Here is a 17,010-nt window from a genome sequence, read left to right as displayed (position 1 = left end):
CCGTCTGAAAGTCATCAAAACTTTCAGACGGCCTTTAGCTACCCGTTAACTACTTAGAATTTCCATTCCAGCGATACGGCGTAATTGCGGCCGGGCGCGCGGTAGCGGTCTAAGCCTTTGCCATCGCGGTCAACGCCGTTGGTGGTGCTGTAGCTGTACAGACCGCGCAGGGAGTCCCAAGTGGTGTATTTGCGGTTGAATACATTGTACACGCCGGCACGCAAAGTCAGGTTTTTAGCCGGTTTGTAGAAGCCGTACATATCAAACACATAAGCCGATTTGTTCAGCCATGGGTAATCTACTACTTTTTCTTGCAAAGGCGTACCCCAACCAGTGTTTTCAAACACGGTATATTGAGCGTCTTTGGCTTTTTTCGCACCCAAATAAGTCAGGCGGGAGAACACACCCCATTTTTCGCTTGGGCTTTCGTAATCGACACCGGCAATCACTTTCAGAGGCTGAGTGGACAGCAGGCTGTTGTTGCCTGACAGTTTGCTCTTCGCGTAACCGACAGAACCAAACAATTTCCAGCCTTCAGGTACAAAAGAAACCACTTGACCTAAATTCAGACGGCCTGTCAGCTCAAGACCACGGATTCGGGCCTTGTCGATGTTTTGCATCTGCCATTCCAGTTTTTCGGAATAAGGATTGCTACAAATACCATAGTAGTAATTCATCTGAGTACAGCCGACATCGCCACTGGTGGTCAGCTTCTGCTCTTCAGACAAGAAGTTGCGGTAATTGCTTTGATACAGGTTGGCATCCAAAGTACCTTTTTCGCTGCGGCCTTGCAGAGAAAGGGTATGGGTGGTGCTGCGCTCGGCTTTCAGGTTCGGATTAGGCAACCAGGTACCTGAGCCGTGGTTGTAAGTGAAATACACTTCAGACGCATTCGGCACGCGGAAACCGGAAGTTACATCGTAACCCAAACGCCATGTCTGACTCAGCTGTGCAGCCAAGCCGACAAAACCGCTCCAGCCTTTATAAGTGTTGGCTGCAGGTGGTGTTTTGTCACAAGCATGACACTCGGCATTCAGTTGCTGCGGCGTCATTTTGGTGTAGTCGTAACGGATACCTGCGCGGCTACTGAACACGTCGTTCCATTGGATTTGGTCAGACAGCGAGAAACCATAGTTGGTGGTTTTCACAGGGTGTTGAATCGAGCTGGTCGTGCGCAAAATACGGCCGCTGAAGTAGTAATCGTCGCGGTTTAAGTTTTCAAACTCACGTTGGCTGGCAAATGTTTTAAACGACAGGCGGTGTTGCCCGCCCAGTTGCAACGGCTGGCTGTCCATACGCAGCGTAATGCGTTTGAAGGTTGTATCCATGCTGCGGTTGTAGATTTCGTCCAAATCCTTCTGGTTGTAGTTGCGCGTCCAGGTGGAATAATCTATCGGGAACGAGCCTTTGTTGTTAACCGCCGCTACTTTGGTTTTCTGATAATCGAAGTCCGCTTTCAACAACGACAACCAATTCGAATCGGGCGTCCACTCGTAAAACAGGTTGGCATTGCGCCGTCTGTTTACGTCGTCGGCTTCGCGCCAAGAAGAAGCGGTCAGGTTATAAGACTCTTCAGTCGTGTAATTGTGGCCCTGCTGACCGTTGAGCGATGCGCCGATACGGTGGTTGTCGTTGATTTGATAAGCAATCTTACCCAAGAAGCTGTGGTATTTATGTTTGGACGGATCAGGAATACCGCGCGCAGAACCACGGATATTCGCTCCGCTGCCGGCACCCTCTACCGGATAGCCACGCTCGCCCGCACTTTCGGTCTCATGACCGCGACGTTGCGAATACAGCAAAGCAGCATCCACGCGGTCGTTGCTCACGCCGAAACCAAGTGTATTTGTCCATTCGCGGTTGCGGCTGCTGTAACCGTTTTTCATCATCACGCCGAACTGACGCTCAGGCAACAGCAAATCATGGCCTTGCAGGGTTTGGTAATTCACGCCGCCACCCAATGCGCCGCTGCCGGTATTGAAAGAGTCAGCGCCCTTCACGATTTCAATGTTGCGCACGAGTTCGGGGTCGATGGACAGGCGCGAACTATTGAAGTTGCCATAACGGGCATACAGTGAGTTTTCTTCCGAATCAGGCAGGCTCACGCCGTCAATGCTGACACCGACACGGTTGCCTTCCACGCCGCGCACAGCAAAGCCTTTTTGATGGCGGCCGCTGTCGCTCAGGCCGACATCGGTGGAGTAACGCACCAAGTCTTTGTTGTCGCGTATCATTTCCTGTTGAATGCGACCGAGGTTGACACGTTCCACGGTTGCAGGCGCATTACGCTGGCCTTTAACGCGGACTTCTTTTATCTCTGCTTTAACGGGTGTGGTTTCGGTTGCAGCTTCATCCGCTGCCAAGACTGGATTGCCGAAAATACTGCCGACCAGCGCAGCAATAGGGAGCATTTGTAATGGTTTCATATTATCAACTCAAGATGTAATGGATTGTTCATCCATCAGTTAATGCATAAAAAAATTCTGATAATCATTAATGATTAATAAGACAGCAACCCGTACAACTAAATCTGTGTCGTGTAATTAAAGGTCTCTGCAAACATCCATGCCGAGACCTTGTTTGTTTCATTATTTTTAATGTCTGTGCGGCGTCATGCCTTCGGGGGCTTCTGTGCCTTCCGGCAAACCGAAGGTTTCACGCAGAATCACTTTATAGAAGGCAAACGCTTCCTGCGCGCCTTGAATGGCTTCTGCTTCTGCTTCCGGAGTTAAATTCAGGGCATTCAGGTGCTCGACGAAGGCGCGCCAGTGTTTGCCGCGGCCGTTGGGATGCGGGGCCAGGTGACGTGCGCCATGTTCGCCGTTGTATTCGAGTTTTTGAGCGTGTTTGAACAAGAAAGCGGCACCTAAATTTGAACCTTCGGCGCAATAGAGCCAGCCGATGGCTTTATTGCCTGTTTCATGCGGCAATTCTTTGTCGAATTTGTAAGGCTCTTCGCCCAAGTCTTTCAGGTCTTGAGTCACAGCATCGTAACGCGCCATGTATTCAAGCTCTGGAATGGCTTTGTTTAATTCAGCATCTTTATAGATGTGATCAACAGCTTTGTGGAAAACTGATTGGAGTTTCAAAAATTTGATGTAGTTTTCTTTGCTGACGAAAGGCTGAACAAACATAACCAAGTTATCAACGCTGTCGTGTGTAACTGTGGTTTGTTCTTTCAAGCGTTTGGCGAAAGTCAGCTCTTGTGTTTCACTCATGATGTTTCCTTTGAATAGAGGACAAACGGTTTCAGACGGCCTTTATGGTTAAAAATACCGTCTAATTTGAAAAGAATCGTTTTAAAAACAAAGAATGTAACTTTTTAAATGCTTCCGGCTCAGTGTTGGCGTGCCTTTTGCAATTCAATAAGTCTCATCTTTTTTAAATATAATATATATCATTTCTATTTCAATGACAATAAATTCAATTGGGTCTTATTAATAAAATCTAACGGCCCATAGCCAGTGTCTTCTAAAACCTTTGCTGCCTTTTCAGACGGCCTTCTTATGAAGCAGCCGCCATTCAACCAAATATCTGCTAAATTTGGGCTATCCTGCTGTTTTCCTTTATAATGCGACACTCTTTGCACCTTCTTTACCCCCTGCCGAACCATGAAACGGATTCCTGCCTACCATCGCTGGTGGCGCTACAAGTCTTATCTTCCTGATGCGACGCTGCCTGCACATACGGTGGAATGCCCGGATTGCGGCTGCCGTATGGATATTCCGCGCCTGCGTCAGGGGCAGGAAGCGCATTGTCCGGTATGCAACCATGAAATCGTGGAGGTGGAAAACAATCCGTATATCGCGCCGATCGCCTATGCGCTGACAACCTTGATTCTGATGGCGTTTGCGTACAATATGGTGTATATCCGCGTCGATTTGTTCGGCGTAACATCGATTTTGTCGCTACCACAAATGATGCGGCTTTTAATTTCGCTGGATTACGGTTTTCTGGCGGAAGTGATGTTTATCCTTACTTTCGGTGCGCCTTTATTGTTTTTACTGCTCTGCCTGTATGTTTATACGGCTTTGATACGCGAAAAGGCCTACCCTGCGCTGCGCTTTGCGACGCGTGTATTGGTGCGGCTGCGTCATTGGATTATGGTGGATGTGTTTTTCATTTCCACTTTGGTGGCGTATATCAAGCTCTCGTCCGTTGCTACGGTAGAGTTCGGCTCGGCGTTTTATCTGATGTTTCCGCTGTCGGTCATGCTGATTCGGACTTCGGTATCGATTCCGCAGCATTGGGTTTATTATAAGATTCACCGTTTAACCGGCGGCCATGCGGTTCAGACGGCCTCTGAAGACAAAATCTGTTGCAGCCGCTGCCTGTATTTCCGCGATAAAAACGAGCAGCCTTGCGGCGTTTGCGGTGCGGACTTATACCGCCGCCGCCCGAAAAGCCTGAGCATTTCGCTGGCGTTTTTAGTGGCGGCGTTTATCCTGTATTTCCCTGCCAACATCCTGCCGATTATGATTTCGTCCAACCCGACGGCTTTGGAGATCAATACAATTTTCAACGGCATTGTGTATATGTGGGACGACGGCGACCGGTTGATTGCGGTGATTATTTTCAGCGCGAGCATCATGGTGCCGGTATTGAAGATTATCGCGATGGCGGTTTTGATTTATTCCGCATACTTCAAACCCATGATGAGCGCGGACAAGATGTCGGTTTTGTATCGGATTACCGAATCCATCGGCCGCTGGTCGATGATCGATATTTTTGTGATTATTATTTTGATGAGTTCGTTCCACACCAATATGGCGCGCGTCGTGCCGGGTGGTGCGGCGGTTTATTTCTGCCTGGTCGTTATTTTGACCATGCTTTCGGCCTATTATTTCGATCCCCGTCTGATTTGGGACAAGCAACAGCAGCTTTCAGACGGCCTTGATTCTGACCAGACCTTAAAACAATGAAAAAACACGATTCTTCACCCAATTATCACGCCCCGGCGCGTGTCAAGAAAACCAATGTCTTCACGTCTGTCGTGTGGTTGATTCCGCTAATTGCGCTGATTGCCGGCGGCTGGCTTTTGGTTAAAGACATCCGCAACCGCGGCCCTGTCGTTACGCTGTTGATGGACAGCGCCGAAGGCATCGAAGTCAACAACACCATTATTAAAGTGTTGAACGTCGATGTCGGACACGTTACCCGCATCAAATTACGCGACGACCAAAAAGGAGTGGAAGTTACCGCCCAACTCAGCGCTGATGCCAAAGACCTTATCCGCAGCGATACCCAATTTTGGGTGGTCAAACCGCGTATCGACCAAAGCGGCGTTACCGGTTTGGGCACTTTGCTTTCCGGCTCCTATATCGCATTTACGCCGGGCAAAAGCAGCGAAACCCAAGATGTGTTTGTCGTGCAGGACATTCCGCCGATTGCCGCCATCGGCCAAAGCGGCCTGCGCCTGAATTTAGTTGGTAAAAACGACCGCATCCTCAATGCCAGCAGCCCGATTCTGTATGAAAACTTTATGGTCGGCCAAGTAGAAAGCGCGCATTTCGACCCGTCCGACCAAAGTGTGCATTACACCATTTTCATCCAAAGCCCCAACGACAAACTGATTAATTCGGAAAGCCGTTTCTGGTTGGAGAACGGCATCAATATCGAAACCACAGGCAGCGGCGTCAAACTCAACTCCGCCCCTCTGCCTGCCCTGCTGTCAGGCGCGATTTCGTTTGATTCGCCGAAAACCAAAAACAGTAAAAACGTCAAAAGCGAAGACAGCTTCACGCTTTATGACAGCCGCAGCGAAGTCGCCAACCTGCCTGATGACCGCTCACTGTATTACACTGCATTTTTCAAACAATCCGTACGCGGCCTGACCGCCGGTTCGCCCGTCGAATACAAAGGCCTGAATGTCGGCGTGGTTTCCGACGTTCCTTATTTCGACCGCAACGACAGCCTGCATTTGTTTGAAAACGGCTGGATTCCCGTACGCATCCGCATCGAGCCTTCCCGTTTGGAAATCAATGCCGACGAGCAAAGCAAAGAGCATTGGAAACAACAATTTCAGACGGCCTTAAACAAAGGTCTGACTGCCACCATCTCCAGCAACAACCTGCTGACTGGCAGCAAAATGATTGAGTTGAACGATCAGCCTTCCGCCTCGCCCAAGCTGCGACCGCATACTGTTTACGCAGGCGATACCGTCATTGCCACACAAGGCGGCGGTTTGGATGATTTGCAGGCAAAAGTGGCCGACTTGTTAGATAAATTCAACAATCTGCCATTGGATAAAACCGTTGCCGGCTTGAACGGCTCGCTTGCCGAACTCAAATCCACCCTCAAATCTGCCAATGCTGCCCTAAGCTCCATCGACAAACTGGTCGGCAAACCGCAAACGCAAAACATTCCGAACGAGTTGAACCAAACCCTGAAAGAATTGCGTCAAACCCTGCAAGGCGTATCGCCTCAATCGCCTATCTATGGCGACGTACAAAATACGCTGCAAAGTTTGGACAAGACTTTAAAAGACGTTCAACCCGTGATTAATACTTTGAAAGAAAAACCCAATGCGCTGATTTTCAACAGCAGCAGCAAAGACCCTATCCCGAAAGGAAGCCGATAATGCGCCTCTTCCCGATTGTCGCCGCCCTGACGCTTGCCGCCTGCGGCACCGCGCAAAGCACACAATATTTCGTCCTGCCCGACAGCCAATACATCCGTCCGGCTGCACAAGGCAATGAAATCGCGGTCAAAGTCAACCTTGCCGAACCGCTTGCCAACGGCGGCCTCGTTTACCAAACCGACGCCTATCACGTGAATCTGGCGAAAAACCACCTTTGGGCAGCACCGCTCGATGGCGCATTGGCGGCCAACCTCAGCAACAAGCTCAACCGCCTCAATCCGCGCCATACTTTTGTCCCTGCTTCACGCAGCCAAAGCAGCCAAACCCTAAAAGTCTATATCGAAGCCTTCCAAGGCAGCTATCAGGGGCAGACCACCATCAGTGGTTATGCACAATGGCCGGACGGACGCAGCAAACCGTTTAACGCCATCACGCCGCAGCAAGGCGACGGCTATACCGCCATGCTCGAATCATTGGAAAACGGTTTGTCACAGGTTGCCGATACGATTGCTTATTAAACTTAAACGAAAGGCCGTCTGAACATTTTCAGACGGCCTTTTTTATGTTTCAAACATTCATCACAACGCGCGGTCAAAATACAGAGCCACGCCGGATCGCTCGCTCATCGCCAGCAAATAATCCATCAATTTTTGCGGCCATTGAATACCGCGCACAACGGTCAGATTGCGCAAAATAGGGAAAGTCAGGATATCTTCCAAACTGATTTCACCGCCCAAACCCTCGCTTTCACACACCAGCGTTTCCAGTTCGGCCAAGTCTTGATGCAGACGCTCCAGATACTGCGCCGTTTTGTTCAGATTAGTCTCGAAATTGCCGATATTTTTCTCTTTTTTGTCAATAAAGTATTGTTTCGCCTCATCGGTCTCAAATTCAGGCAAGCCGATTTTGACCATGCGCGGCTGTACCAATTTGTTATTGTATTCACCCACTTTGTCCAACCAAGCCTGCACTTCTGGACGAACTTCTTCTTTCAGACAGCCTTGATCAATGTAACGGACAATATCCAAACTCTCGCCCATAAACGAACCATCTTCTTTTTGCAAAATCGGCACTTGTTTTGAGCCAATCATGCCAATCGGCGTAGCTTCGTCATCGTTCGCCAAAACAACCTCTTCCACCGCCACATCGCGCAAGCCGAAAATCATCCTTGCACGAACGCAAAACGGGCAATGGTCGTAAATATACAGTTTCATCAAAATACTCCTTAAAATTTCAAAACGGTTAACCATAACACCCAAGGCCGTCTGAAACAAGGCTTCCTGAAACATAGCGCCACCTTTGCATACAAATCTAGGGCTGCCGGCAATAAACTGTTACAATGGCAACGTTTTTATCAAAAAGAAAAAAACGCACGCCATGACCACTATTCGCCAAACGCCCCAAACATCGAGCGTAACGCTGGAAGGCCTCCTCGCATGGTTCGACGGCTATATCGCCGCGCTGCCTGATCCCGATAAAAACCTGATTCAGACGGCCTTTGACCTGGCTAAAGAACATTATCCCGCCGATGCCCTAACGACTTACGGCGAGCCTTTAATGGAACATTTCCTCGGTTCGATGCAAATCGTCAGCGAACTCGACCTATTGCCCGATGCTGTGGCCGCTACGATTTTGTCCGACATCGGCAAATACGTTCCCACTTGGCAAGAATTGGTTGCCGAACGCTGCAACAGCACCGTTTGCGAGTTGGTCAAAGGCGTAGACGAAGTACAAAAACTGACCCAATTCGCACGCGTGGACAGCCTTGCCACGCCGGAAGAGCGCGCCCAGCAAGCCGAAACCATGCGTAAAATGCTGTTGGCGATGGTTACCGACATCCGCGTCGTCCTGATCAAACTGGCCATGCGCACGCGCACCCTGCAATTCTTAAGCAACGTTCCCGACAATCCTGAAAAACGCGCCGTTGCCAAAGAAACCCTTGACATTTTTGCCCCGCTCGCCAACCGCTTGGGCGTGTGGCAACTCAAATGGCAGCTCGAAGATTTGGGCTTCCGCCATCAAGAGCCGGAAAAATACCGCGAAATCGCCCTGCTTTTGGACGAAAAGCGCACCGAGCGCCTCGAATACATCGAAAACTTCCTCAATATCCTGCGTACGGAACTGAAAAAATACAATATTCATTTTGAAGTCGCCGGAAGACCGAAGCACATCTACTCCATTTACAAAAAAATGGTGAAGAAAAAGCTCACTTTCGACGGCCTGTTCGACATCCGCGCCGTACGGATTTTGGTCGATACCGTTCCCGAGTGTTACACCACGCTGGGTATCGTCCACAGTCTCTGGCAGCCGATTCCGGGCGAGTTCGACGACTACATCGCCAACCCGAAAGGCAACGGCTACAAAAGTTTGCACACCGTTATCGTCGGCCCGGAAGACAAAGGCGTAGAAGTCCAAATCCGCACCTTCGACATGCACCAATTCAACGAATTCGGTGTCGCCGCCCACTGGCGTTATAAAGAAGGCGGCAAGGGCGATTCCGCCTACGAACAGAAAATCGCCTGGTTGCGCCAACTCTTAGACTGGCGCGAAAACATGGCCGAAAGTGGCAAGGAAGACCTCGCCGCCGCCTTTAAAACCGAACTTTTCAACGACACGATTTATGTTTTGACCCCGCACGGCAAAGTCCTCTCCCTGCCTACGGGCGCCACTCCCATCGACTTTGCCTACGCCCTGCACAGCAGCGTGGGCGACCGTTGCCGCGGTGCAAAAGTCGAAGGACAAATCGTGCCACTGTCCACGCCTTTGGAAAACGGACAACGTGTTGAAATCATTACTGCAAAAGAAGGCAATCCTTCCGTCAACTGGCTCTACGAAGGCTGGGTCAAATCCAACCGCGCCATCAGCAAAATCCGTGCCTTCATCCGCCAGCAAAATGCGGATACCGTGCGCGAAACAGGCCGGGCCCAACTGGACAAACAGTTGTCAAAAATCTTCCCCAAACCCAATCTGCAAGCATTGGCGGAAAAACTCGGCTTCAAAAAAACCGACGAACTCTATACGGCCATCGGTCAGGGCGAAATTTCCAACCGCGCCATCAGTAAGGCCTGCGGCGCTTTGATCGAACCGGCTCCGGTACCGGTTGACGAGACCAATATCGTCAAACAGTCCAAAATCAAAAAAGGCGGCAAAAACGGCATTCTGATTGACGGCGAAGACGGCCTGATGACCACGCTTGCCAAATGCTGCAAACCCGCGCCGCCCGATGATATTGTGGGCTTTGTTACCCGCGACCGCGGCATTTCCGTCCACCGCTGCACCTGCCCTTCTTTCCGCCACCTTGCCGAGCAGGCTCCGGAAAAAGTGTTGAACGCAAGCTGGGCAGCCCTGCAGGAAGGACAAGTGTTTGCCGTCGATGTCGAAATCCGCGCTCAAGACCGCTCCGGTTTGCTGCGCGACGTTTCGGATGCGCTGGCGCGTCATAAACTCAACGTCACCGCGGTACAAACCCAATCGCGCGATTTGGAAGCCAGTATGCGCTTTACCCTTGAAGTCCGCCAAGTCAACGACCTGCCGCGCGTATTAGCCAGTCTGGGCGACATCAAAGGCGTTTTAAGCGTAACGCGCTTATAATTTCCATCTCCCCATCTAAAGGCCGTCTGAAAGTATTGCTTTCAGACGGCCTTTCACACATCGGCTGCCAATATATAACCTACGCTTCTATCCTTACAATCAGCCATTATTTCCTGTCCGCCATATTCTCAGGCAAACTTGCCATCCGTATGATAAAGAAAGATATTTTTATTCTTATATTAACCTTAAGGAAACTTCATGGATACCCGAGACCTGTTCCCTCATGAAATTTTGCAGGACGCCATCGGCAAGAGTTGCGCCAAATCTGAATTCAGCATCAAGATGTTGGTGATTTTGAGTTTCTTGGGCGGCGGTTATGTCGGCTTCGGCTATCTTGCCTGCCTGCGCGTCATCAGCGGCATTCCTGCCGAATGGAACGGTCTGGCCGCCCTGTTGGGCGCATCCGTGTTCCCTATCGCACTGATTTGTATCTTAATCGGCGGCGGCGAGTTGGCAACAGGAAATATGATGATTATGGCTTTGGGCAGATTGACCGGCCGAGTCAGCACCCACAAACTGGTGCGCAACTGGCTGATTGTCAGCTTGGGCAATCTGGCAGGCGCCGTAGCCATGGCCTATTTCCTCGGCCACTACGTCGGCCTTGCCGAAGGACCGGCCACAGCGAAAACCATTGCCATTGCCGAAGCCAAAGTCAATATGGACTTCGGCCGCGCATTCGTTTCCGCCATCGCATGTAACTGGATGGTGTGTATGGGCATCTGGTTTTATTTCGGCGCACGCCATACTTCAGGACGAATCTTGGCCATGTGGTTCCCGGTTATGATCTTCGTGTTAATCGGCTTTCAACACTTTGTCGCCAATATGTTCATCATCCCGGCCGGCATTTGGGCGGGCGCAAATGTCAGCTGGGGTCAATTTTTCTACAACATGATTCCCGTTTTCTTAGGCAACGTCCTGGGCGGATCATCCTTTGTTGCAGCCTCTTATCTCTTTGCTTACAAACACTTACTAAAAGACGATTTTTCTATTTGATGTAGCCTTTTTTCTAAAAACCCCGTATCTGCCCGACACAGATACGGGGTTTCTGCACAAGGCCGTCTGAAAGTCCAAGTCGTTTAATTACTTTTTCTCTTTAATCCCCAAAAAACATCAGGAAAGATAGTTTCACACACTTTCCTTCGTCATCATCGGTAAAAATTTATATATTTTTATGTTTTTAAATGACTTAGCCAAAAGGCGGCATCAATTTCGAATAAAGGCTGAGTTCTTCGCTTTGCAAAAGCGACTTTTTGCGGTATGCTGGTTTAAATTATTTACAATTTAATGCATTAAGATTTCGTATTTTATTGTATTTGAAAATAATTTATCCTGTCTCTCTCGCAAAAAACAGGATTTTTAAGCTGTATTTTTATTAGAAAAAAGTTTGGGTATGAATTGCTTGCAATTTCAAACCCATTTTAAAAGTTAGATGAGGAATAAGTACATGAATCCCATGTATATCACTTTCGCGATCTATTTGGTCGCCGTATTACTGATCGGCCTTGCCGCCTATTTTTCAACCCGCAACTTCGACGACTACATCCTCGGCGGCCGCAGCTTGGGCCCGTTCGTGACTGCAATGTCTGCCGGCGCTTCCGATATGTCAGGTTGGCTCTTGATGGGTTTGCCTGGTGCCATTTACCTGAGCGGTTTGAATGAAGCTTGGATTGCCATTGGTCTGATTGTAGGCGCATACTTCAACTGGCTTTTGGTTGCAGGCCGTCTGCGCGTGCATACCGAATACGCCAACAACGCACTGACGCTGCCTGACTACTTCTTCCACCGCTTCGGTGCCGGCGGTCACTTGATGAAAGTGGTTTCCGCACTGATTATCTTGTTCTTCTTCACTATTTACTGTGCTTCAGGCATCGTGGCCGGTGCTACCCTGTTCCAAAGCCTGTTCCACGGTATGTCTTACAATCAAGCCATGTGGCTGGGTGCCGGCGCAACCATCGCCTATACCTTCTTGGGTGGTTTCTTGGCCGTAAGCTGGACCGATACCCTGCAGGCTTCTTTGATGATTTTTGCATTGATCCTGACCCCTGTAATGGTGTACTTGGGCTTGGGTGGTGCAGATCAAATGAATGCCGCTATGCAACAAGTTGCCGCTTCTACCGGTAAAGAATACGGCAGCCTGTTTGCCGGAACGACCGTCATCGGCATTATCTCCACCGCGGCTTGGGGCTTGGGCTATTTCGGCCAACCGCACATTTTGGCCCGCTTCATGGCTGCCGAAAGTGCCAAATCCTTGGTTTCTGCACGCCGCATCGGTATGACTTGGATGATTCTGTGTATGGCCGGTGCCGTAGCTGTCGGCTACTTCGGTATCGCTTACTTCGGTGCCAACCCTGCCCACGTTGATGAAATGAACGGCAACCACGAACGTATCTTCATCGCTTTGGCCACCCTGCTTTTCAACCCTTGGATTGCCGGTATCATCTTGAGCGCGATTCTCGCCGCCGTAATGTCCACCCTGTCTTGCCAATTGTTGGTTTGCTCCAGCGCGATTACCGAAGACTTCTACAAAGGCTTCCTGCGTAAAAAAGCACAACAAGCCGAGTTGGTATGGATTGGCCGTCTGATGGTTTTGGCGATTGCCGTGATTTCCATCCTGATTGCTTCTGACCCTAACAGCAAAGTATTGGGCTTGGTGGCTTACGCATGGGCAGGTTTTGGTGCCGCATTCGGCCCGGTTGTTATCCTGTCTGTACTGTGGAAACGCATTACTGCCTACGGCGCACTCTCCGGCATGATTGCAGGTGCACTGACTGTAGTGGTTTGGGCTGAATGGATCAAAAAACCTGCTTTGGCCGCACAAGAAACAGGTTTCACTACTGTCTATGAAATCGTTCCAGGCTTTATCATTTGCACACTCGTGATTGTTTTGGTGTCCCTGATCGACAAAAAACCTTCACGCGAATTGCAAGAACGCTTTGAAAAAGCAGACGCAGAATACCGCGCCTCTAAATAAGGTGTTTTCAGACGGCCTGCATGATTCCGTGCAGGCCGTTTTTACGACATAAACTGTCTCAAAATAATCTGATACTTATCAGAAAAAACAGCAATTTATGCGGATGCATCTTGTATCCGCATCATAAATTTATTACGATATTACTATCCTTCAGAATACCTGTTTTAGCAATCCTATCCAGGCCGTCTGAAATCATGAAAAAACCTCTGGAGAACTTAAATAATGTTTAACTTTGCTTTTCCAACACAAACTCCTCTGCGCCAAGCGATAACCGATGCCTACCGCCGCGATGAAATCGAAGCCGTACAGGATATGTTGCAACGTGCACAGATGACCGACGAAGAGCGCAACGCCGCTTCCGAGCTTGCCCGTCGTTTGGTTACCCAAGTCCGTGCCAGCCGTACCAAAGCCAGCGGTGTAGATGCCTTGATGCACGAGTTTTCCCTCTCCAGTGAAGAAGGTGTTGCACTGATGTGTCTGGCCGAAGCCCTGCTGCGTATTCCGGACAATGCCACCCGTGACCGCCTGATTGCCGACAAAATCTCTGAAGGCAACTGGAAAAGCCACTTGAACAACAGCCCTTCCCTCTTCGTTAACGCGGCCGCATGGGGTCTGCTGATTACCGGCAAACTGACCGCGACAAACGACAAACAAATGAGTTCCGCATTGAGCCGTCTGATCAGCAAAGGCGGCGCCCCTCTGATCCGTCAAGGTGTTAACTACGCCATGCGCCTGTTGGGCAAACAGTTCGTCACCGGTCAAACCATTGAAGAAGCACTGCAAAACGGTAAAGAGCGCGAGAAAATGGGTTACCGCTTCTCCTTCGATATGTTGGGCGAAGCCGCCTACACCGAAGAAGATGCCAACCGCTACTACAACGACTACGTCCAAGCCATTCACGCCATCGGTAAAGATGCCGCAGGCCAAGGCGTTTACGAAGGCAACGGTATCTCCGTCAAACTTTCCGCTATCCACCCACGCTACTCACGCGCCCAACACGAACGCGTGATGAGCGAACTGCTGCCGCGCCTGAAAGAATTGTTCCTTTTGGGTAAAAAATACGATATCGGTATCAACATCGACGCCGAAGAAGCCAACCGTCTTGAATTGTCTTTGGACTTGATGGAAGCTTTGGTTTCCGACCCTGACTTGGCCGGCTACAAAGGTATCGGTTTCGTTGTTCAGGCCTACCAAAAACGTTGCCCGTTCGTTATCGACTATCTGATCGACCTGGCCCGCCGCAACAACCAAAAACTGATGATCCGTTTGGTTAAAGGCGCATACTGGGACAGCGAAGTGAAATGGGCTCAAGTAGACGGCATGGAAGGCTATCCGACTTACACCCGTAAAGTCCACACCGATATCTCCTACCTCGCCTGCGCACGCAAACTCTTGGATGCGCAAGATGCCGTGTTCCCACAATTTGCCACCCACAACGCCTACACTTTGGGCGCAATCTACCAAATGGGTAAAGGCAAAGACTTTGAACACCAATGTCTGCACGGCATGGGCGAAACCCTGTACGACCAAGTGGTCGGCCCGCAAAATTTAGGCCGCCGCGTACGCGTGTATGCCCCAGTCGGCACACACGAAACCCTGCTTGCCTACTTGGTACGCCGCCTGTTGGAAAACGGTGCGAACTCTTCTTTCGTGAACCAAATCGTTGACGAAAACATCAGCATCGACCACCTGATTAAGAGCCCGTTCGACACCATCGCCGAACAAGGCATCCACCTGCATCCGGCATTGCCTCTGCCACGCGATTTGTATGGCAAAGACCGCCTGAACTCTCAAGGCGTAGATTTCAGCAACGAAACCGTATTGCAAAACCTGCAAGAAAAACTCAACCAAGCTTCTTCCGAAGACTTCCACGCTGCTTCTATCGTCAATGGCGAAGCGCGTAACGTATGCGAAGCGCAACCTGTCCGCAACCCTGCAGACCACAACGATGTTGTCGGTACCGTCAGCTTTGCCGATGCTGCATTGGCTCAAGAAGCGATTGGTGCAGCCGTTGCCGCCCTGCCTGAGTGGAGCGCCAAACCTGCTTCAGAACGTGCCGACTGCCTGCGCCGTTTTGCCGACCTGTTGGAACAACACACGCCTGCATTGATGATGCTGGCAGTCCGCGAAGCCGGTAAAACCTTGAACAACGCCGTTGCCGAAGTACGCGAAGCCGTTGACTTCTGCCGCTACTATGCCAACGAATCTGAAAACACCCTGCCTAAAGATGCCAAAGCTGTCGGCGCAATCGTTGCCATCAGCCCATGGAACTTCCCATTGGCCATCTTTACCGGCGAAGTGGTTTCTGCATTGGCTGCCGGTAACACCGTTATCGCCAAACCTGCCGAACAAACCAGCCTGATTGCTACTTACGCCGTTTCCCTGATGCATCAAGCCGGTATTCCGACTTCTGCGCTGCAACTCGTACTCGGCGCAGGTGATGTTGGCTCTGCCCTGACCGGCGATGCCCGCATTGGCGGTGTCATCTTCACCGGTTCTACCGAAGTAGCGCGTCTGATTAACAAAGCACTGTCCAAACGCGACGACAACCCTGTCCTGATTGCCGAGACCGGTGGTCAAAACGCGATGATTGTGGATTCTACCGCCCTGCCGGAACAAGTCTGCCTCGACGTATTGAACTCTGCCTTCGACAGCGCAGGCCAACGTTGTTCCGCTCTGCGTATCTTGTGCGTTCAAGAAGATGTTGCCGATAAAATGGTCAACATCATCAAAGGCTCAATGGACGAATTGGTTGTCGGCAAACCGACCCAACTGACCACAGACATCGGCCCTGCCATCGATGCTGAAGCCCAACAAAACCTGTTGGCCCACATCAACAGAATGAAAGGTGTAGCGAAGGCTTACCACGAAGTCAAAACTGCTGCCGACGTTGATAGCAACAACTCTACTTTTGTTCGTCCAATCCTGTTTGAATTGAACAACTTGAACGAGTTGCAACGCGAAGTGTTCGGTCCGGTATTGCACGTTGTCCGCTATCGCGCCAACGAATTGGATCAACTCATCGACCAAATCAACGCCAAAGGCTATGCTTTGACCAGCGGTGTACACAGCCGTATCGAAGGTACTGTCGAACACATCCGCGACCGCATCGAAGCCGGTAACATCTACGTTAACCGCAACATCGTCGGTGCCGTTGTCGGCGTACAGCCTTTCGGCGGTCACGGCTTGTCCGGTACCGGTCCTAAAGCGGGCGGTCCATTCTATCTGCAACGTTTGGTTCGCACTCCTGAATGGGTTGCGCCAACCCTCAGCCGTATCGGCCAAGCAGACGAAGACGCGCTCAAACGTTTGGAAACTTTGGTTCACAAACTGCCGTTTAATGCAGAAGAGAAGAAAACTGCAGCCGCAGCTTTGGGTCACGCGCGAGTTCGCACTCTGCGCAAAGCCGAAACCGTATTGGTCGGCCCAACCGGCGAACGCAACTCATTGAGCTGGCGCTCTCCGAAACACGTTTGGGTACACGGCGGTACTTTGTTGCAAGCCTTCTCTGCTCTGACCGAGCTGGCTGCCGCAGGCATTCAAACCGTTGTTGAGCCAAACAGCCCACTGGCTGCCTACTCTGCCGATTTAGACGGTTTGCTGCAAGTCAACAGCAAACCTGAAAAAGCAGGCATCAGCCATGTTGCCGCCATCGAGCCTTTGAGCAGCGAGCGCAAACAAGAATTGGCCGGCCGCGACGGTGCGCTTATCCGCATCCTGCCTTCCGAACAAGGTCTGGACATCCTGCAAGTATTTGAAGAAATCTCTTGCAGTATCAATACTACCGCTGCCGGTGGTAATGCCAGCCTGATGGCAGTTGCCGACTAATCGTAGCCAAATCAAAGGCCGTCTGAAATTCAGACGGCCT

10 protein-coding genes are annotated in these 17,010 nt (G+C 50.6%); 7 read left to right on the top strand and 3 right to left on the bottom strand.

Features of this window, described 5'->3' with window-relative positions:
• Nucleotides 1–53 precede the first annotated feature (53 nt).
• Together HMPREF2551_RS04350 and HMPREF2551_RS04345 are read right to left on the bottom strand one after the other, a co-directional pair.
• Complete coding sequence (locus HMPREF2551_RS04350) at nucleotides 54–2,426, bottom strand: TonB-dependent hemoglobin/transferrin/lactoferrin family receptor (RefSeq protein ID WP_070837392.1); 2,373 nt, start codon at nucleotides 2,424–2,426, stop codon at nucleotides 54–56.
• A gap of 168 nt (nucleotides 2,427–2,594) precedes the next feature.
• Nucleotides 2,595–3,218, bottom strand: a complete 624-nt coding sequence (locus HMPREF2551_RS04345; RefSeq protein WP_003747519.1) for a biliverdin-producing heme oxygenase — start codon at nucleotides 3,216–3,218, stop codon at nucleotides 2,595–2,597.
• A 393-nt stretch (nucleotides 3,219–3,611) separates the two neighbouring features.
• Between HMPREF2551_RS04345 and HMPREF2551_RS04335 the strand changes: the two genes are divergently transcribed.
• From HMPREF2551_RS04335 to HMPREF2551_RS04325, 3 genes are read left to right on the top strand one after another with little or no spacing between them, the layout of a single operon-like run.
• Nucleotides 3,612–4,922 (top strand): paraquat-inducible protein A, encoded by a 1,311-nt coding sequence (locus HMPREF2551_RS04335; RefSeq protein ID WP_083323111.1) that lies wholly within the window; start codon nucleotides 3,612–3,614, stop codon nucleotides 4,920–4,922.
• Entirely contained in the window at nucleotides 4,919–6,580 is a 1,662-nt protein-coding gene (gene pqiB, locus HMPREF2551_RS04330) for an intermembrane transport protein PqiB (RefSeq protein ID WP_070837389.1), read from the top strand. The genes HMPREF2551_RS04335 and pqiB overlap by 4 nt, the downstream gene beginning before the upstream one ends.
• The gene (locus tag HMPREF2551_RS04325) at nucleotides 6,580–7,098 is read left to right on the top strand and encodes a PqiC family protein (RefSeq protein ID WP_070837387.1); all 519 of its coding nucleotides are present in this window, start codon (nucleotides 6,580–6,582) and stop codon (nucleotides 7,096–7,098) included. Before pqiB ends, HMPREF2551_RS04325 begins: the two co-directional genes overlap by 1 nt.
• Nucleotides 7,099–7,158: 60 nt before the next feature.
• Here the strand turns inward: HMPREF2551_RS04325 and grxB are convergent, their stop codons facing one another.
• The gene (gene grxB / locus HMPREF2551_RS04320) at nucleotides 7,159–7,869 is read right to left on the bottom strand and encodes a glutaredoxin 2 (RefSeq protein WP_070837385.1); all 711 of its coding nucleotides are present in this window, start codon (nucleotides 7,867–7,869) and stop codon (nucleotides 7,159–7,161) included.
• 88 nt (nucleotides 7,870–7,957) lie between these two features.
• Between grxB and HMPREF2551_RS04315 the strand changes: the two genes are divergently transcribed.
• From HMPREF2551_RS04315 to putA, 4 genes are all read left to right on the top strand, one after another.
• Entirely contained in the window at nucleotides 7,958–10,171 is a 2,214-nt protein-coding gene (locus tag HMPREF2551_RS04315) for a RelA/SpoT family protein (RefSeq protein ID WP_070837383.1), read from the top strand.
• 198 nt (nucleotides 10,172–10,369) lie between these two features.
• On the top strand, nucleotides 10,370–11,164 hold the full coding sequence (locus HMPREF2551_RS04310; RefSeq protein ID WP_036493807.1) for a formate/nitrite transporter family protein: 795 nt from the start codon (nucleotides 10,370–10,372) through the stop codon (nucleotides 11,162–11,164).
• 451 nt (nucleotides 11,165–11,615) lie between these two features.
• Nucleotides 11,616–13,142: a sodium/proline symporter PutP gene (putP, locus tag HMPREF2551_RS04305; protein WP_036493802.1), complete on the top strand. Its 1,527-nt coding sequence runs from the start codon at nucleotides 11,616–11,618 to the stop codon at nucleotides 13,140–13,142.
• 222 nt (nucleotides 13,143–13,364) lie between these two features.
• Nucleotides 13,365–16,970 carry a bifunctional proline dehydrogenase/L-glutamate gamma-semialdehyde dehydrogenase PutA gene (putA, locus tag HMPREF2551_RS04300; protein WP_070837381.1) on the top strand — a complete coding sequence of 1,202 codons (3,606 nt, stop codon included), beginning with the start codon at nucleotides 13,365–13,367 and terminating at the stop codon, nucleotides 16,968–16,970.
• Nucleotides 16,971–17,010 lie beyond the last annotated feature (40 nt).

The sequence above is a fragment of the Neisseria sp. HMSC066H01 genome (assembly GCF_001837375.1).
In the GTDB taxonomy this organism is placed as follows: domain Bacteria; phylum Pseudomonadota; class Gammaproteobacteria; order Burkholderiales; family Neisseriaceae; genus Neisseria.
The sequence above is the reverse complement of the archived record's forward strand: the minus strand, read 5'-3'. Positions and strand labels throughout refer to the sequence as shown.